General features: G+C 40.5%; 15 protein-coding genes. 3 read left to right on the top strand and 12 right to left on the bottom strand.

The annotated features are described in order from the left end of the window. Nucleotides 1-174 precede the first annotated feature (174 nt). On the top strand, nucleotides 175-1581 hold the full coding sequence (locus tag K7887_RS04375) for a M20/M25/M40 family metallo-hydrolase (RefSeq protein ID WP_223492367.1): 1407 nt from the start codon (nucleotides 175-177) through the stop codon (nucleotides 1579-1581). A gap of 64 nt (nucleotides 1582-1645) precedes the next feature. On the opposite strand, the gene K7887_RS04370 is transcribed toward K7887_RS04375, so the two are convergent. The 5 genes from K7887_RS04370 to K7887_RS04350 form a co-directional block, all read right to left on the bottom strand. Then, the gene (locus K7887_RS04370) at nucleotides 1646-2833 is read right to left on the bottom strand and encodes an aminotransferase-like domain-containing protein (protein ID WP_223492366.1); all 1188 of its coding nucleotides are present in this window, start codon (nucleotides 2831-2833) and stop codon (nucleotides 1646-1648) included. Nucleotides 2834-2936: 103 nt separating this feature from the next. Next, a complete protein-coding gene (locus K7887_RS04365; RefSeq protein ID WP_223492365.1) occupies nucleotides 2937-3128 on the bottom strand; it encodes a hypothetical protein in 192 nt (63 codons plus the stop codon). A 125-nt stretch (nucleotides 3129-3253) separates the two neighbouring features. Continuing rightward, on the bottom strand, nucleotides 3254-4870 hold the full coding sequence (locus tag K7887_RS04360) for a sensor domain-containing diguanylate cyclase (protein WP_223492364.1): 1617 nt from the start codon (nucleotides 4868-4870) through the stop codon (nucleotides 3254-3256). A gap of 151 nt (nucleotides 4871-5021) precedes the next feature. Beyond that, nucleotides 5022-5975, bottom strand: coding sequence for a DUF4097 family beta strand repeat-containing protein (locus K7887_RS04355; protein ID WP_223492363.1), 954 nt, complete (start codon nucleotides 5973-5975; stop codon nucleotides 5022-5024). After that, entirely contained in the window at nucleotides 5972-6973 is a 1002-nt protein-coding gene (locus K7887_RS04350; RefSeq protein ID WP_223492362.1) for a DUF1835 domain-containing protein, read from the bottom strand. The genes K7887_RS04355 and K7887_RS04350 overlap by 4 nt, the downstream gene beginning before the upstream one ends. Nucleotides 6974-7178: 205 nt before the next feature. Here K7887_RS04350 and K7887_RS04345 point away from each other — a divergent pair, with 205 nt between their 5' ends. After that, entirely contained in the window at nucleotides 7179-8879 is a 1701-nt protein-coding gene (locus tag K7887_RS04345; protein ID WP_223492361.1) for a transglutaminase domain-containing protein, read from the top strand. A 459-nt stretch (nucleotides 8880-9338) separates the two neighbouring features. On the opposite strand, the gene K7887_RS04340 is transcribed toward K7887_RS04345, so the two are convergent. From K7887_RS04340 to K7887_RS04320, 5 genes are all read right to left on the bottom strand, one after another. After that, nucleotides 9339-10004 carry a type 1 glutamine amidotransferase domain-containing protein gene (locus tag K7887_RS04340; protein ID WP_223492360.1) on the bottom strand — a complete coding sequence of 222 codons (666 nt, stop codon included), beginning with the start codon at nucleotides 10002-10004 and terminating at the stop codon, nucleotides 9339-9341. 234 nt (nucleotides 10005-10238) lie between these two features. Further along, entirely contained in the window at nucleotides 10239-11165 is a 927-nt protein-coding gene (locus K7887_RS04335; protein ID WP_223492359.1) for an HD domain-containing phosphohydrolase, read from the bottom strand. A 66-nt stretch (nucleotides 11166-11231) separates the two neighbouring features. Beyond that, nucleotides 11232-11786, bottom strand: coding sequence for a hypothetical protein (locus K7887_RS04330; protein ID WP_223492358.1), 555 nt, complete (start codon nucleotides 11784-11786; stop codon nucleotides 11232-11234). A 290-nt stretch (nucleotides 11787-12076) separates the two neighbouring features. Beyond that, entirely contained in the window at nucleotides 12077-13114 is a 1038-nt protein-coding gene (locus K7887_RS04325) for a Delta(5) desaturase DesA (protein ID WP_223492357.1), read from the bottom strand. 230 nt (nucleotides 13115-13344) lie between these two features. Further along, nucleotides 13345-14295 (bottom strand): DMT family transporter, encoded by a 951-nt coding sequence (locus tag K7887_RS04320; RefSeq protein WP_223492356.1) that lies wholly within the window; start codon nucleotides 14293-14295, stop codon nucleotides 13345-13347. Nucleotides 14296-14417: 122 nt separating this feature from the next. Here K7887_RS04320 and K7887_RS04315 point away from each other — a divergent pair, with 122 nt between their 5' ends. Further along, nucleotides 14418-15125, top strand: coding sequence for a metallophosphoesterase family protein (locus K7887_RS04315; RefSeq protein ID WP_223492355.1), 708 nt, complete (start codon nucleotides 14418-14420; stop codon nucleotides 15123-15125). Between the two features lie 64 nt (nucleotides 15126-15189). Here the strand turns inward: K7887_RS04315 and xylF are convergent, their stop codons facing one another. Next, entirely contained in the window at nucleotides 15190-16284 is a 1095-nt protein-coding gene (gene xylF, locus K7887_RS04310) for a D-xylose ABC transporter substrate-binding protein (RefSeq protein ID WP_223492354.1), read from the bottom strand. A gap of 18 nt (nucleotides 16285-16302) precedes the next feature. After that, on the bottom strand, nucleotides 16303-17847 hold the full coding sequence (locus K7887_RS04305; protein WP_223492353.1) for a response regulator: 1545 nt from the start codon (nucleotides 17845-17847) through the stop codon (nucleotides 16303-16305). Nucleotides 17848-18025 lie beyond the last annotated feature (178 nt).

The following is an 18025-nucleotide window of genomic DNA, read 5'->3' as shown; positions in this document are numbered from 1 at the left end:
CTATAACTTAACTTTTCTACGTTTTCGAGTTAGATAAGGTTCCTTTTTTTATGCAAACACAGAATAGCCCTTTACTACTGCATATTAATAGGAAAATTATCCCTTACAACATCCTTGTACTTTGACTATTATTAATATTAATATAATTCAAATTATTTAATAGGAGGTATATCATTGAAGAAGAAAAACAGAATTCTTACTGCCGCACTTGCTACGACATTGACCTTTGGAGCATTCAGTGTACAAACCTACGCACAGCCAACTGTTATTGCAGAACAACAATACAGTGTGGTTAACGCACTGGATAATAAAATAATTAACAAAATCAACGCTGACAACATTTACAACATGATTGCTCATTTGGAACAAACTCCTCGGGTTGCTGCATCACCTGAAGAGTACGCTGCTGTTCAATACATAAAACAACAATTTGAATCCTATGGCTATGATGCTGAAGTTCAGCCCTTTGAATTCTTTGGATTCACTGCACCCCATACTGTGGATTTAAGTGTGGATGGTACAAGCCTAAGCCCTGGTGCTTTCACTTATACTCCTAACGGCGAAGTAACTACTGCCTTGGAATACGTCGGCTTAGGAACTACTGCTGATTTAGCTGGCAAGGATCTTACCGGAAAGATTGCTCTTATTCAACGTGGAGAAATTAGCTTTGCTGAAAAAGTTCTAAATGCGTCCAGAAGCGGTGCTGAAGGAGTTATCATCTTTAACAATGCTCCTGGGGCATTGAATGGTACATTGAGCGAGGCCAATGATGAATATGTTCCCGCCGTTTCTATCTCACAAGCAGAAGGGAATCAGCTAGTTTCCAAGCTTAATAGTGGTGAAACAGTTGAGGCATCACTAACAGTACTTGGTGCTTCCTCAGGAATCCGCACTTCACACAATGTAATCGCATCTAAGAAAGCTACCAATAAAAACAAAGATAATGGCAATGTTATTGTTTTAACATCTCACCATGACTCCGTTCCTGGTGCACCAGGAGCAAATGACAATGCTTCTGGCACCGCAATGGTCCTTGAACTTGCTAGGGTTTTGAAAGATGCTCCAACAGATACTGAAATTCGATTTGTCACATTTGGAGCTGAAGAAATTGGTCTAATTGGGTCCAGACATTATGTCAATACATTACCAGACAATGAGCTTAATAGAATTGTAGCTAATTTTAACTTAGACATGGTCGGCAGCCGTGATGCTGGAGATCTTGTAATGAGGACTGTAGATGGACAAGCGAATCTTGTGACAGAGCTTGCTCAGTCAACTAGCTCCAGATTAAATGGAGAACCTACTCCATTTGCTCGAGGTGGAAGCAGTGATCACGTACCATTTGGAGAGAAGGGAATTCCGGCAGCACTGTTTATACACAGCCCGCTTGAGCCATGGTATCACACACCTGAAGATACAATAGATAAAATCAGCAAAGAAAAGCTTCAGGATGTAGCGGAAATCGTTGGAACGGCCATTTATGATTATGCCCGCTTCGATAACCACGGACCAAAGCCGAAGAAGAAAGGAAATGTAGATAGCCTACCTAAACAAATGTATTTTGAAGAAGACGTGCAGTAAACAATTTATAAGGGACAGCTCAGTTTTGCTTCGTAAGCAATCGAGCCGTCCCTTTTAATCATTTTTAGTTGGATGATACCACATTCCCTAACTTCTCAATACCTTTCTCAATATTCTCTTCACTCTCATAGCTGAATGACAGACGGAGGTATTCCGCCCCTTCTGACTGATCAAGGAAAAAATATTTGCCCGGAAGGAATGATACTCCTCCCTCTGTTGCCTTTGAGAGTAGTTTCTCTGTGTCTATACCCGGGATCTTCACCCAAACAAAATAACCACCTTCTGGTACAAACCAGGACGCATTTTCAGGAATGTACTTTTCAAGGGCTGTCAGCATAACTTGGCATTTTTTCTGATATGTCTTACTTAAAGTTAGCAACCGTGCTGTAAAATCTGTATTTTCCAAAAGTGTGGACATGGTCGCTTGTGCGAAAGGATGCTCCAAATCTTTTTTGAACCAGAACAAGGCTTGGATGAATCTTGCTCTCGCATGTACCCATCCAATTCTCATACCTGGGGCCACCACTTTTGACAAAGACCCGACGTAAAGAACTCTGTCCTTCGTATCCATAGACTTAAGCGTCTTCGGATTGCTAGTAAAACCAAGCTCACCGTATGCATCGTCTTCCAGCACCAAGAAATCGTATTCCTCCGCTAGTTCTAAAACATGCTTTCTACGCTCTTCTGTCATCGTTGTTCCAGTTGGGTTGTGAAAGGTTGGAATCGTGTATAAGAATGTAGGATTGGTTAAACCTTTATCCTTTCTCTCCGCAAGCAACTCCGCTAACTGTTCCGTTTGAAGACCATCTTTATCAATCGGAACGGTTAATATCCTATCTGTGTAGTTTTGAAAAATTTCGAGTGCCTCCATGTAGGTTGGTGACTCTACCACCACGACTGCATCTTTATCAAGAAAAATTCGAGCAATAAGGTCTATAGCCTGGCAAGCGCCGGCTGTGATTAAAAGCTCGTCATCTTGTGCAGGCATACCACGTACCCCCTGCCTCAATCGTACCCACTCTTTCAGCTTATCAATTCTAGGACTACCTATGTAATGTAGTGGAAGGTCATTTTCTTCTTCTAGCAATTGAGCTACTGCTTCTTTTAATTCCTTGGAAGGTACTAAATGAGGTGCCGGATAGCCGGAATGCAATCGAATTGCGTGAGCTGGAACGGACGGGATCCATTCGCCGGGAGGTTTTTTTTCTAGGGCTGCTTTGATGTTTTTAGGAAAAAAAGATTCCGTGTTCATTGGTACCAGACACCTTTCCAAATTATAAGTTCCTTCTATTTTAAACTTACCTTCACTTGATAAACAATAGAGCAAACCCAATTTAGGGTCTGCTCTGTTGCTGTTAGTTTTTCGGATCATCGAGCGCTTGATAATCTGTTTGATACTTTCCGCCTTCTGCCACTTCAGAGTGATAGAGAGCTTTTAAAGCGAAGTTCTTTTCTAAGCCGTGCTCGTCCATCAATTCTCTTAAACGTTGCTGCAATTCATCATTTTCTTTAATAAGCTGCTTCATCTGCGATTTAAAATATTTCATCAGGTGTTAGCCCCTTTCGGTTATGGCATCTATCAGTTTAGTATACATGATAACGAATATTTTTTTTCTAATTCAACAAAAAAGGAGCCCCAAGACTTTTTATTTCTTGAAACTCCTCCTATTTTTTAAAAGGCAATGCTATTTTTCCCTGTCCGTTTCACCCTATAGAGTGCCTCATCTGCACTCCTAATGATCTCATTAACCTTAATGGAAGCGTTAATATCGGGCTCACAGACAGCTCCGCCGATACTGCAACCAACAGAAACTCCTTTACCAGTGACTAGGAATGGATTGTTAATAGAGGCAATAATGCGTTCTCCTATTTTCATCCCCTCTTTTTCAGGGTTGGCCACAACAGGAAGGACCATGACAAATTCATCTCCACCCATTCTGGCAACCATCCCTCCTGCAGGTACCGCTTCATTAAGTCTGTCACTTACAGCTTTTAAAAGGATGTCTCCTGCCTCATGTCCTAGTTGATCATTTATTTTTTTGAAACCATCCAGATCCATATAGAGGACAGCAAATGCAAGATTGTCTTCAATGACTTCCTCTATAAAAGCATACAGAGCGATTCGGTTTGGAAGTCCGGTCAGATGGTCGCGGCGTGCTACATCTTCCATTTTCTCTAGCGCAGTCTCTGTTTTCGTAAGCTTAGAGATTAGTTTTTTTAGAGAATACGAGAGAACTTCTATTTCCTTAATGCCTTTGTGGGCAGGTATAGTTACCCGCTCCCCACGCCTCAACTGATCCGCTGCGGTTGTGATATTTTTTAACGGTGAGGTTATTTTACCGGCCACAATCCAGCCAAGGATGCCAAGTAAACCAGCCAGGATAAGTCCAAACGTGTAGATGTATTGCAGGGTTTCTTTTATTGGTGCATATGCATCGTCTATCGGTTGCCGTACAAGAACCACCCAGTCGAGTCCTGGATAATCTTTGTAGCCACTTGCTAGGACATATCCGGTCAGATATTCTTTTCCATCTGGCCACTTTTCAAGAACCCAACCATTTTCGCCTTTTCGGGCTTTATCCACGCTTGTCAGTTGTAACACACTTCCAAGCTCTTCTTGTGGTCCTAGCAACACAGTATTATCTATACCACTTACGACAAACATCTCTAAGCTTTTTCTTTTCTGAAGTGGTTTCATCATGGAATCCTCAATTTCCTTTGCCCATTCCCAGCTTAGATGCGCCGCCAGTACACCGATAAATTGATTCTCTTCATTAAAAACGGGCGTACTGATATCCACGAACTTCATCACTTCACCGGTAGGATTAGGAAGCAAATTGGCAAGTAGCACCGCCTCATGAACATCGCCGATAAAAGTCTTATCTTGCGCTTCTTTGAACACCGGCCGTTCCGATATGTCGGCCCCTTCCAGAATCCCGTCGGTAGAAGACAGGACAGTCCCCTCATCATTCGTCATTCCAATCCAAGAGAAAGATGGGAATTTTTCCTTCAGACGGTTAAGAACCTGCCTTTGCCCCTCCAACTCCTCCGTCTGCCTCATTTCCGACAGAGTACTCAGCATAGAGACCTCTCCATAACGCGACCACATATAATGATCTAATTTCCCAGCCATTATATAGGATGTCTCCTTAAGCGAATTTCCTATCTCACTTCGCACCTCTTCATTGGAACGGTGCCCTATGGCAACGCTTAACACAATTGTCAAAACAATAATCAATGCTGCAAAACTTGCAGATAAAAGTGTATGTAAACTAAACGATTTTTTCATAATGCCCCCATGTTTCTCTGTGTAGAATTACTTTATAAATATAGCATAGGGATGGTGGAAGGAATATACATTGTTTATTTTTATTGGACAGTTGAAACACACCTTAATTTTAAAAGGTACACCTTTTAGCAAAAGTGCACCTTTCATTTTATTAATTTAGTCTAAAATCCCCTGAAGTCGTTCTTACCTTAAGCAAGTATTCTCCGTCTCCGATTTGTCCTTCAATACTCTTCTCACTTTTCTCTACATATTGCATTCCATCTAAGTTTACGGTTCCTTTTCCTGATCCCCCTTTAAAGTCTACTGTTAGAGAGGTAGGGCTTTCGTCGAATTGGACTCTCACATCACCACTCGTTACCTCCACCTCCAGATTTCCTGTCACCCGTTCATTATCTATCTCGATATCCCCTGATGTAGTCTCAAGGTCAATATTCCCTTGAACGCCCCAAACATTGATATCACCTGATGTCGTATCTACTTGAACGTCTCCGAGAACTTCTTTGAAGGTGATATCACCGCTTGTTCCTTCAATTGCAATGGCTTTGGCTTCCGTGTTCTCAATGCGCACATCACCACTTGTGAGCTCAATAGAATAATTATCTGTAATCTTTACTCCTTCAACTAAAATATCCCCTGAAGTCACCTCTGTTCTCAAGGAACCCACTTGCAACCCTGACATATGAATATCACTTGAGGTGGAATAGGTGGATAACTCTGCATAAGTTCTTATCGGCACTTCAACTTCGAGTTTCAAGTTTGTAATATTAGTACCAAATTGAAATTCCATTTTCGGTTGTTCGACTTCAATATGTACGTTTCCATCGACTTCCTTTACTTTTAGTTTATATTTATCCTTGTTTTTTTCACTAACATCTCCGGATAATTTTGCATAGATATCTTCCCTATCTACAGACACCACCTTGATATCAGCGGATGTAGCACGGATTTCAATATTTTCAACTTCTCTGCCGCTTACTGATTCTTCTTGTTCAATTGGGCTAGTATTGAAATTAAAACTAAACGTTTCTTTGAATTGACCAAATAAAACTGTAGCCCCAATCGCTAATAAAATGAGCACAAACAAAAACGATAATAATTTTTTCATATATTTTCCCCCTCCCTATTTTTAAGTCTAACGCTATAATGATGCATGGATTTTGGTATCCCCTTTATCTTGAAATAACCTTCAAAAGCAAGAGTTCGAAGGCGATATTCTAAAAAAGCAGTATTGAATTTCCCTTCTAACTGACCATGCGTTTCACCGATAATACGCGCTGCCTTTACAAATTCATTTTCGGAAAAATCCCTTTTGACATTTTGAGCACAATGAAGTAATTCTTGGTCTATATACTCTTCAGGGACCCCTTGTATCTCCTCGTTCTTCCAAATACGAAGCAGGTCTTTCGTTTCTTTTAGTTGAAGCCACTCTTCTGATAGTTGGTTTCTAGCATTTATGGGCAGAATATTTTCCGATTCATTTTCGAAAATTACTTTCAAGGTTTCCGGCATGATTTCACCCGAATGTATGGGCTCGAATTTGTTGGACAGAGAAAGTTTTTGGTATGCTGTGGTTGCATTAATAAGAACCACTTCATTTTCACTGTTATGCAAGTGGTGAAGAATGTATCTATGGAAAATTTGTTCATGGACGTTATCAGCTGTCCACAGAATTACTGGGATATGTGGAGGGATATGGTTTAATTCTTCGATCGCTTTTTTAAAATTGCTATTAAACTCTTCTTCCAAGAAATCTTCAAAAATATTAATATGATCATGGAGCCACTCTTGCCTAGCAGATGAATCCCATAATGGCCCGATATCGAACATTTCAGAAAACCCTATTACCTTATGGTTCCGCTCCAGCCCAACTCTTAGTGATCCGGCAGTAGATTCGCTCCCGGTAATATGTATCATGTCATAATCTGTTCGAGGTGGTGGCTGGTGGTCGATTATTTGTACTATATGCTGTATCTCTTCTATTATTTCTTCTTTTGGCACGTCTATTTTCGTTAACTGATCTAATCGAATCAAGGTTAAGCGCAGCAATGTTTTAGCATCCTTTTCAGATAGTTGATCAATCATTTCCTTTATATTTTCTATCATGGTTTGACCTCCAAGGAATATTTTACCTATACCCCAACTATACCACCTTCAAATGGCTAATTCTACCACTTCATTGTATTGTCGTTTTTATTCAAAGTTTTCCAATTTAATAGTAAAATAGCATCAGAAACTTTATAGTTGGTACATACGTATATAAAAGATACAATTTAGATGGACGAAAAGAACCCGTCCCGAGGAGGATATAATGGTAGTAAAATATCGATATATAACTGCATTGCTTTTGAGCAGCAGTTTAATTCTCTCTGCCTGTTCCGATAAAGATACGAGCGTGAAGGAAAATCAACCTGCTCAGCAAGAAGTAGAGAAAGACAAGTTTGAACAACTTGTTGACAAAAAGAATGCAGAATTGGAGCTTGAAGCACTTGAGCTAACTTCTTATGCAGAAGAAGTCAATGCGACTTTCAGTGCACCACAGTACAAGGAATTCAGCGCAAACGGTCAAGTAGAAATTGCAGGAACCGTTGAGAAGCATGCTGATTTAAAAGGGGAATACGTTTGGATTAAGGTGCGTTCTACAGAAGAAGGCCCCACCGGTAATCAAGCGGAATATTACGTACCAATAAAAGACGGCGAGTTTAAAGAGAACATTTCTTTTTTTAAAGGCGAAGGAGAATATCACGTCACCGTTCAACTTCCAGACACAGATCGTGAAAACTATTATTACGATACTGCGAGTTTCACCGTCCATAATGTGAACCCAGAATCGACCTATGATATTTCTTTAACTCCTTTTGGACATGATGCAGGCCTTCAGTTTGATGTAGAATCAGCTTTTTTAAAGGAAAACGAGCTTTTCTCTTTGGGTGGAAAAGCAAGTAATCTCTCAGACGGCGAAACTATAATGCTTCAGTTAAAAAAGGATTCCGACATTTGGAAGCATATGGTCACTGTTGAAAATGGACAGTTTACCACAGACATTCCACTGTTCTATGGAAAAGGATTGCACCAACTGGAAGTCATGGTCCCGGATGGAGAACGTGAAGACTACTATCAACTTGCATCCACTTTTTATATAGACAATGCCTCTGAACGAGTAATGCAGCCTTTAGAATATTATACTGCTTATAAAGAGCGCGGTGTGACACTTGAATCCCCTCAATACGGAGGGGACGAGGCGGAAGGCACCTATTCGGTAAAAGGTAAGATTGATCCTGACGCAGAATTTGGCCCAGAGACCACCCACATTTATGTAACGACGAAAAAAGGAGAAGATGAAGCACTTGATGTGGTTCCTGTGGAAAACTATGAGTTTGATGGATCCTTTTATCTGCGTTTCGGACCTGGTGAATATGAGGTAACATTAAGTGTTCCAGAAATCAAAGAGGAAAACAGTGATTTCTTCCGCTATTATGGTTTTGCCAAATTTGAAGTGACCGCTTCTGCTGAAGATAAACGAGATTTATTACCTTCCCGCGGCGTTCAGTCTGATGCGCCTGAGATTATTAAACTTGCTGAAGAGCTGACTGCCGGTAAGGATTCTGACCTTGAGAAGGCAAAAGCAATATATGAATATGTTGCGAAGAATGTTACTTATGATGTGCAGAAGTATAAAAACAATGAATTCGAATGGGATGATAGTGCACTGAAGACTTTGGACTCCATGACAGGTGTCTGCCAAGATTATGCATACCTTGCAATAGCTCTGATGCGTGCGAGCGGAGTCGAGGCTAGATATGTGGAGGGTCGTGCTGGCTCTCCATGGCCGGGGAATCATGCATGGGTCGAAGCGAACTTGGACGGAGAGTGGGTCGAGATGGATCCAACTTGGGGTTCAGGTTATATTGATCGAGATGATAAATTTGTCTCTTCTTATAATGAGGACTATTTTGATCCAAATCCAGATGAGTTTAAGAAGACGCATACGCGTACTGGTGTTAGGTATTGATGTGTTTGGGATGTAGTTAAGTTGGTGGTCACATAGGCGGTATCTATGTGACCGCTTTTTTGTATGGGGGTTATGGTGCTGCTCAGGTGTAGATTAGGTTCACGTTTTGGTAAAAGATGGATTCTATTAGACTTCTGGGGGCTTGGTGCTGGGGCTTTGGTCGTTTAGACGGCTTCTATTAGACAATTGACTGCTTGACGTTGGTGCTTCGGGCGTTTAAACGGCTTCTATTAGACAGTTTACCTCTTGGCGTTGACTCTTCGGGCGTTTAGACCGCTTCTATTAGACAGTTGACTGCATTTTCACTGAGCTTCGGGCGTAGAGACGCCTTCTCTCCTACCGTTTTTCTCTTTTCCAGTTGAATTCGGGCGTTGAGAGGGTTGAGATAATCTCCTTCTCCGATGATTTTCAAAAAAATACCTGCAAGCAAGATTTTTCTTGCTTACAGGATGAGAGTGTTTACCCTAGTTGTTTTACTACTTCTTTTGCCACACTGGTGGTGGATTGCGGGTTTTGGCCAGTGATTAAGTTTCCGTCCGCTTGCATATGGTCTGTCCAGTTATCTGTTACAATAACTTCCGCTCCCAGTTCTCGTAAGCGCGTTTCTAAAAGGAATGGCATATATTTATCTAATGTTGTTTCTCTTTCCTCATCATCTGTAAAAGCTGTTACTGTTTTACCAGCTACAAGTGGAGTACCATCTGAAAGCTTCACACCTACAAGCCCTGCTGGACCATGGCACACTGCTGCAACTAGCTTGTCCGCTTCATACAGTTCGCGAATCACTTGATGTAATTTCATGTTATCCGGCAAGTCAAACATGGTACCATGACCACCTGGTAAGAAGATAGCGTCAAATTTAGATACGTCAGTAATCTCATCTAATTTAATTGTGTTTTCAAGGTATTTAGCTGTGTCCAAAATTTCTTGAGGAGTTTCTCCCCCCTCTAAGCTTCTAGCATCAACAGGTGATTTTCCGCCTAGTGGACTTGCAACCGTAATGTCATAACCCTTTTTATCAAATTCCACATACGCTTCACCAAATTCGGATAGCCATAGTCCTGTTTCGTGTCCGTCTTTCATTTTATCTGCAGTAGTTACTACCATTAATATATGTTTAGTCATAATTGATTTCCTCCTAAAATGTGTTTGTATTTTTTCAGTATTCATTGTAGTACCGAATTATCTATAATACAAATTAGTTGATTTTGCATTATGTATAAATATATTTATCAATTTTCACTCCTCCTTTAAATACATTACCCAATATGTTCATTTTTAAAAGCCTTGAATATGTTGTGTTATTTAATGAAAATCTCGGGAAGTGAAAAAAGGACAAATAAAAAAGCCCTAAAGCAATTACGCTTCAGAGCTTTTTACTTTTAATTTACCTTCTTCATGAAGAACTTCAATAAGTGCATTGACAACATCAGGATCATATTGAGAAGGAGATAGTCTTTGCAGTTCATCAATTGCATACTCAGGAGTAAATGCATTTCGATAAGCACGATCTTCTGTCATAGCGTCAAAAGTGTCGCTAACTGCGATAATGCGGGCTTCAAGGAGGATTTCATCGCCTTTAATTCCACTTGGATACCCTCGACCATTTAATCGTTCATGATGTTGTTCTATGATTTCGGCTATAGTATTTCCATAATATAAGTCCTTGACCATATTTGCACCATCTTCGGGATGCTTTTTGATTAGGGCAAATTCTTCATCAGTCAGTCTAGATGGTTTGTTAAGTACTTCAGATGGTATGTTTATTTTTCCAATGTCATGTAGAATTGAAGCTAAAAAGAGATTTTCCAGCCTGTCCGTAGAAAGTGAAAACTTTTTAGCAATCTTAATGGAATACTCCGCCACTCTCTCACTATGATTAAATGTATATACATCTCTTTTTTCTACTCTCTGAACAACTTCCCTAAGTGATCTTATACTATCACTAAGCTGATGGAATGTTGGCTCTGTAATCACCCAAATATATGTTACATTTGTGATAGCTGAAAAGTGAACAGGAACTTCTATATCGGTAGCTGTAAAATAATCCTGTGGCCCTAAATAAATCTTTTCTCCATTTACTTCACAAAGTACTTCACCACTGAGAATATAAAAAAACTCCATTACTCCCTCATTCTCACTAGGATAAACATAAAATATATTACCTTTTGTAATGTTTTGGAGTATAACTTCAGTTCCGTTCCCTTTAGCAATTAGACTCATATCAAAATTATTTAAAGTAACTTGTTCTAAGCTAGTTCCTTTCTTTCCAATCGTAAAAGCCACCCTAATCACTCACCTCTACCATTTTGAGCGCCTTTTCTATTGAGTCGCTCTGTAATTAAAAATCTATCAAGTTGCTACCACTCGCACTGGATCAATCCAAGCCCAACGATCAGCAAATCTTACATATTTCCAGAAGCACTCAGCTACGACGCCATACTCTGCTACTTCATCGATTGTATCTTGTGTCATTTGTAATGTAATATCAAAAACGTACGTGATAATCGCATCAACTTCTTGATCAAATTGAGCAGTTCTTTGGTCCATACGTTCTTGTAACAGGCCTTTTTCTAGTAGAAGTGCAGATAGTGCAGCATTTAATCCCTCTTGTTGAGAAGCTTCTGTTGAGTTTGTTAAGTCTGTTTCTACTCTAGCAATCTCTTGATCCAAAGTTTCCATTTCATTTTTCATTACATCTAATTCTTCTAGGTACACAGCCCATAACGCGTCTGCATCTTGTACACCTGTTTCAATAATTAGATCCATTTCTAAGTTTGCTGCATCAATGATTTCTAGCGCTTTTTCGATATCTGCGTCACTTGCAGCTTGTGCATTCGAAGATAACCCTAATGAAACTCCTAAAAATAAAATTGTGAAGAAAGTAAGCATACCAAATTTTCTCATTGATTAATCCCCCTAAATAATATTTTTTTACTTATCTCGGTGTCATTGTGCGAATTTCTCTCCTGCAGTTACATTATGTAATTTCGTGCTTTTTCCCTATATATCACCATAATTATACAAGTAACAGATGGTTAAATCTATATTTATTTGTAATATTTTGTTTTTTCTTACCTACTCTATCCTTTATATCGGCAGGTAGAACTTTTTTTAAAGTGCTACTGCTACTCCCACCTTTGAAAAAAGACCAAAAAACCAGCCCCTTAGAAATAGGGACTGGCTTAAAATTACTTTTATACTTCTGGCTTCATATCCACAGAAGAAACTGTGTTACGTATCATTTTCTTCGCTTCTCTGAACGTTACAAAATTTTTGCTCTTTTCATCCCATAAACGGAACTTAAGGGATTTCAAACTTGTAGCCAGTGTAATGGTTGGTACGTGTTGAAGCGGTGGAGTGCTATGATGGCACTTTTCCAGTTCATAGTTCGGCACCCTTGGGCTTAAATGGTGAATATGATGGTAACCGATGTTTCCAGTTAAGAATTGAAGTACTTTTGGTAACTTGTAATAAGAACTTCCTTCTACTGCAGCTAATACATATTCCCAATCTTTATCCATTTCAAAGTAGGAATCTTCAAACGTATGTTGTACATAAAACAACCAAATTCCCACACTTCCAGCAATCATGAAAATGGTGCCGTGTACAATCAGAAATGCCTGCCAGCCGATTGCTAAGCTCATTAATACGGCTACTGCAACAATCAGTACGTTTGTCAGGTATAAGTTGTTGCGCTCTTTTTGTCTTGCCTCTTTACGGTTGAAACGATTTCTGATCAGGAACGTGTAAATTGGTCCTAATCCGAACATTACTAATGGATTTCGATATAGACGATAGAATATACGAGTCTTTAATGATGCTGCTTTGTACTCTTCAACAGTCAGTGTCCAGATATCACCAACACCGCGCTTGTCTAAATTTCCGCTTGTAGCATGGTGGACGGAATGATCATGTCCCCACTGGTCGAATGGGAATAATGTTAGCACTCCCGTCACGGTCCCTACTGCACGGTTCCATTTTCGATTTTTGAAAAAGGAGTGATGTGTGCAATCATGGAAAATGATGAAGATACGTGTCATAAATCCAGCTGCGAATATGGCAGGTACCAACGCCAACCAGTAAGAAACAGATAGGCTTATATAAGTGAGATACCATAACAGGAAAAATGGCGTTAGCGTATTGATCAACTGCCAGATACTCTTTTTAGTTTGCGATTTTTCGAAAGGAGCAACTTGTTTTTTAAGGTTTTTCATTTCATTTTGAATTGACATTTTATTAAATCCCTTCGTTGTTGACTTGATAAATTTTATTATATCCAATTTAAAAAAATTAGTTAGTAGCAGGTGTCATATGTAGAGTATGACAAATGTCATATAGTTTTTGTAAAGGATTGTCAGACCTCTTGAAAACCGTTGGGGGACGTGATGTTTTTATTTTGGAAAATCGAAAAAAAAATATTCTACAAAATAAAAAAGAGTGATTCCAGATGGAATTTCACTCTTCATGCAGCCAGTTGCTTTGGCTTTATTCTTTTTTGGGTAAGAAAGCTATGCAAAAGCATACCGATGATAATGATGAATAACCCAAGCATCCCGATGCCATTCGGCAATGGCGTTGATAGAAGAAGTACTTCTCCAAATAACACAAATAATACTTGCGTCGATTGAGTCGCTTCCACTGCGGCCAGCTTTTCCTGACTGTGGCGCACCATATCTGTTGCAATAAAGAACAAGGTGGTTGCAATGACGCCTGAACTGATTGCCACTATAAATGTCTGTAGAACCTGTTCCTGCGTTGGAGCACCCACTGTCACATATCCCCTTGCAGCAACAAGCAGCCAGATTGGGATAGTGGACAAAGTCATACCAAGCACCCGTTGGAACGTATCCAACCTGCCACCACACACCTCCATCATCTTCCGGTTTCCAAGCGGATAAGCAAAGGATGCGACTGCAACGGGAAGAATTCCATAAATAATCATAGATCCAGTTAGACCGCTTCCTTGTTGTGTCTGAATTAATAGGACACCTGCAAAAATGACGATGGAAATGAATAGTCCTCGCAATGGGATACGTTCGCGTACCTTTACTCCTTGCACTATTTTATAGAAGAAAGGTCCCATAAGAACACCCGCGATGATGGTCAGCTGCCACGTTCCGGCAACAAGCCAGCCCGGCCCATATGCGGCAGCAAAAGTTATGGGGCCATAGAAAAGGACAAATCCAGTAAAACTCCATAGAAACCATGAGAAAGGAGCCGTTCGCATTTCACGGAATAGCACACCAAGATTTCCCCTCATCCAAACAATCAAAAGCAAAAATGGCACCATAAAAAAGAAACGCAAGGACGAACTCCAAAGCCAGCTACCACCTGAGAGTTCCATCGAGCGGTTTAATATAAAGGTGACAGCAAAAAACATAGAAGCTATTACGCCGATTAGAATTGCTTTCACGGAAAACATCCTTCCCACCGATTTATCGTTTTCATCATTATAATGGAAAATCGCACAGAATATTTCGCTTTTCGAAAATTGTGATAAAATTTAAATAATGATAAGTAAAGGAATGGATGACAATGAGGCGTATCCTTGCAATAAGTGATATTCATGGTGATTTAGAGAAATTTGAAAGGCTTCTTGAAATAATTAATTTTGACAGCAAGCAGGACCAACTCTTGCTACTTGGGGATTATGTGGATCGCGGCCCACAGTCACGTCAGGTTTTGGACAAGGTAATCGAATTGACCGCTAAAGGGGCCATTGCTCTGATGGGAAATCACGATAAAATGATGATCGACGCATTTGATCAACCTGAAGATCCCCTTCATTTGAAAAGGTGGTACTATAACGGAGGAATTAAAACCCTGCAGAATTATGGGTACGAAATTGAAAAAGACGACGCGAAATACTGGTATACGACAGAGGAGATGCCGGAAGCACTTGTCATAAATGAGGAAATCCGCTCTCATTTAGACTTTCTAAAAACACTACCTTTTTATTATGAAACAGATACTCATATTTTCGTCCATGCAGGAGTACACCCTGAAACAACATTGGAACTTACTGAACCTCACACCTTAGTGTGGATCAGAGAAGAATTTCATAAAGGATACCAAGGAGAAAAGACCGTAGTCTTTGGACATACCCCAACAAAGCACCTCCATAAAAAGCCTGAGGTTTACTTCGGTGAGAACAATATCATCGGGATTGATGGCGGTTGTGCTTACGGAGGACGATTGTATTGTTACGAGGCTTTAGAAGAGAGAGTCTATTTTGTCGATTGACAAAAAAATCTCAGAGATGCTTTAAACAGAGTATCTCTGAGACTTCATCACACATCCGCTATCTTTACTCCCCTTTATATATATCCTCCTTTGAATGAAATCCATCAGCAATAACCGTTTCATCCATATTGGTCCTGTTCACAGCAATCGGCGGCAGCAGGACAGAAGGCACTTCCACTTTCCCATTATTCACTTTGCGGTCTGTGTCTATAAATTCTCCCTTGGCCATTGCTACTGCTAGTTTTGCTGCTTCTTCAGCAAGAGTGGGTATCGGTTTGTACACCGTCATCGTCTGAGTACCTTCTACAATCCGCTTAGCGGCTGCAAGCTCTGCATCTTGTCCTGCTACAGGAATTTCTCCGGCCAGTCCCGTTTCCATGAGAGCTTCAATTGCCATCCCTGCTGTCGCATCGTTTGCTGCTATAACTGCGTCTATTTTCCCTTCATTCGCAATTAGCGCCTCCTGCATGTTGGCATAAGCATTGCTTGGGAGCCAGTTTTTCGTCCACTGATCATAAACTACCGTGATATCTCCTTTATCTATTAGTGGCTTAAGGACATGGAAGACCCCCTTTTTGAACAGGTGGGCATTATTGTCCGTATCCGCTCCGCCGATATAAACATATTTTCCTTTTGGGACAATTTTTGTGATTGCCTCTGCCTGCAGCTCTCCGACACGTTCGTTGTCAAAAGAAACATAAAGGTCGATCTCTGCATTTTTAATAAGCCTGTCATAAGAGAGTACCTTGATTCCGGCAAGATGTGCTTTCTTCACGATCGTGGCTGCTGCTTCTGCGTTATGCGGGACTACTACGAGGAGGTCTACACCTTGGCTAATTAGCGTTTCCGCCTGAAGAACCTGCATCGCGTCATCCCCGTTTGCTGCCAATATTTCCACTTCCGCTCCAAGGTTTTCTACCGCTGCCTTAAATAAAGCTCGGTCTCTCAGCCACCTTTCCTCTTCTAAGGTATCCATAGAAAAACCAATTTTTATTTTTTCCTTCTCAGAAGTTGCTTTTTCATCCTGCAGGAGGGAAACATTCTGAACAGATTCCCCTTCCAGCTTAGGGGAACGATCTATCTTTTCACAGCCTAAGGCTACAAAAAACAGAGCCAGCATAACAAACATTTTTAGTAATCTATGTATTCTAAGCTCCATTTCCTCCTCCCTCTCTGCCTAGTTAGCTTTATTTCGAAGCAGTGTTTTACGATATTCTTTTGGTGAAACGTTGGTCATTTTTTTAAATACCTTGCTGAAATAATTAGGGTCATGGTAACCCACTTCAAAGGTAATCTCCTTTATACTCTTCTCCGAATCATTCATGAGTCTTTTCGCTTTATCCATCCTGCATTCTGTAAGGAAATCGATATAATTGATACCCTGCTTTTCCTTGAACAATTTACTGATATAAATTGGGCTCAAGCCCACTTTTCTGGCAAGTGTATCGAGCGATATATCTTGATGTGAATGGTCCATAATGTATTGTTTTATTTGCTGAATGGTGTCTGCCTCCAAGTGGTTGCAGTGCGTGTCATAAGATTGTTTCATCCCCTCAAGGAGCTGCTTTGTTTCGGAACTAAGCTGACGATAATTTGTAGTTTGTACAGAATAGAGCGGCGTTGTAGCCTCCACTCCTATTTCACTCAATACACGAGAAGTAATCCAAAGAATCTCCAGCATCCGTTGTTGTGTATGCAGTAAATTTGCTCCTTCTTTTTCATAGCATTGAAGAATGTTCATGACATAGATATAAAGATCATCCCACTGGCCAAGTCGGATTAAATCGGCAAATTCTTTTTGCTGATTTTTATCCAAGCTACTATTGCGGGTATCCACGCTTGTATGGATGTCTGTGTAAAAACGATAGTTGGTTAACGTTTTGGTATCCATTGTTGCCATGAGGGCGTCCTGATAGGATTGGCGAACTTGGTCAAGAGAGTTGCAAACCTCTCCTATACCGATAAACCAATCGGTAGCTTGTCCTTTTTTAGAGACTGCTAGAATATCTCGTGCAAGTGTACTAGCTTGGGATCTAAAGGTCTTATCCGGCTGACGGAACACGATAATTGGCAGTTGCTCTCCATATAGTGCTCCAACCCATCCGCTCTTGGTCTGCCTTACCTTATCCTTGATCATGGAATAATTGGACTCGGATCCTCGGGGTAAAAGTACGATCATGGCAAACATTTCATTCGTGGAAGGGATATCAAGCATTTCCATCAGCATGTCTATATGCACTTCATGCACGTGGTCGAAGAGGAGTTGTGTGACAACATCTGTCTCAACAAGAGTCAGTGTTTTTTCAAGTGCTGCTTCCTGGAGCTTTGTTTTTATTTGCTGAGCCTTCTCCTGTTCAATTTGCTCCAGTACTTTTCCAACTGTTGTTTTAATTTCGCTGATTTTACTTGGCTTTAGAATATAATCTTTGACACCAAGTTTGATGGCCGCTTTGACATATCCGAATGTATCGTAGGCGGTGACCATGATGAATTTTGTGTTTGGATGCCTTCCACTGATTTGTTCGACAGCTTCTAGCCCATTTAATCCAGGCATTTTGATGTCCATCAGAATTAGGTCAGGGGTGAAGTCATCTGCCATTTCTACTGCCATTTTTCCGTTTTTCGCTTGTTTGATTAGTAGGTCTGGAAAGTTTCTTTCTAGAATGGTTTGCATGCCTTCGCGTTCAATTTGTTCATCATCTACAATGAGGAGTTTGATCATCCAGTTCGTCTCCTTTCATTATTATAGTTACATATATAACTCCTTTAGATTTCCGTTCCAGGTGTTCGCTTTCCGCGGGACGATGCTTGAGCCTCCTCGGCTTCGCCTGTGGGGTCTCAAGCTACCGTTACTCCCCCGCTGGAGTCTCACACCTTGCACTACAATCTACAGGTGAATT

It is taken from the genome of Sutcliffiella horikoshii (assembly GCF_019931755.1).
Lineage (GTDB): Bacteria > Bacillota > Bacilli > Bacillales > Bacillaceae_I > Sutcliffiella_A > Sutcliffiella_A horikoshii_E.
The sequence above is the reverse complement of the archived record's forward strand: the minus strand, read 5'-3'. Positions and strand labels throughout refer to the sequence as shown.

Bases quoted from the DNA above. Each gene is read 5' to 3' on its own strand.
- K7887_RS04370 (WP_223492366.1), bottom strand. From the start codon at position 2,833: ATGAACACGGAATCTTTTTTTCCTAAAAACATCAAAGCAGCCCTAGAA.
- K7887_RS04365 (WP_223492365.1), bottom strand. From the start codon at position 3,128: ATGAAATATTTTAAATCGCAGATGAAGCAGCTTATTAAAGAAAATGAT.
- K7887_RS04360 (WP_223492364.1), bottom strand. From the start codon at position 4,870: ATGAAAAAATCGTTTAGTTTACATACACTTTTATCTGCAAGTTTTGCA.
- K7887_RS04355 (WP_223492363.1), bottom strand. From the start codon at position 5,975: ATGAAAAAATTATTATCGTTTTTGTTTGTGCTCATTTTATTAGCGATT.
- K7887_RS04350 (WP_223492362.1), bottom strand. From the start codon at position 6,973: ATGATAGAAAATATAAAGGAAATGATTGATCAACTATCTGAAAAGGAT.
- K7887_RS04345 (WP_223492361.1), top strand. From the start codon at position 7,179: ATGGTAGTAAAATATCGATATATAACTGCATTGCTTTTGAGCAGCAGT.
- K7887_RS04340 (WP_223492360.1), bottom strand. From the start codon at position 10,004: ATGACTAAACATATATTAATGGTAGTAACTACTGCAGATAAAATGAAA.
- K7887_RS04330 (WP_223492358.1), bottom strand. From the start codon at position 11,786: ATGAGAAAATTTGGTATGCTTACTTTCTTCACAATTTTATTTTTAGGA.
- K7887_RS04325 (WP_223492357.1), bottom strand. From the start codon at position 13,114: ATGTCAATTCAAAATGAAATGAAAAACCTTAAAAAACAAGTTGCTCCT.
- K7887_RS04315 (WP_223492355.1), top strand. From the start codon at position 14,418: ATGAGGCGTATCCTTGCAATAAGTGATATTCATGGTGATTTAGAGAAA.
- xylF (WP_223492354.1), bottom strand. From the start codon at position 16,284: ATGGAGCTTAGAATACATAGATTACTAAAAATGTTTGTTATGCTGGCT.
- K7887_RS04305 (WP_223492353.1), bottom strand. From the start codon at position 17,847: ATGATCAAACTCCTCATTGTAGATGATGAACAAATTGAACGCGAAGGC.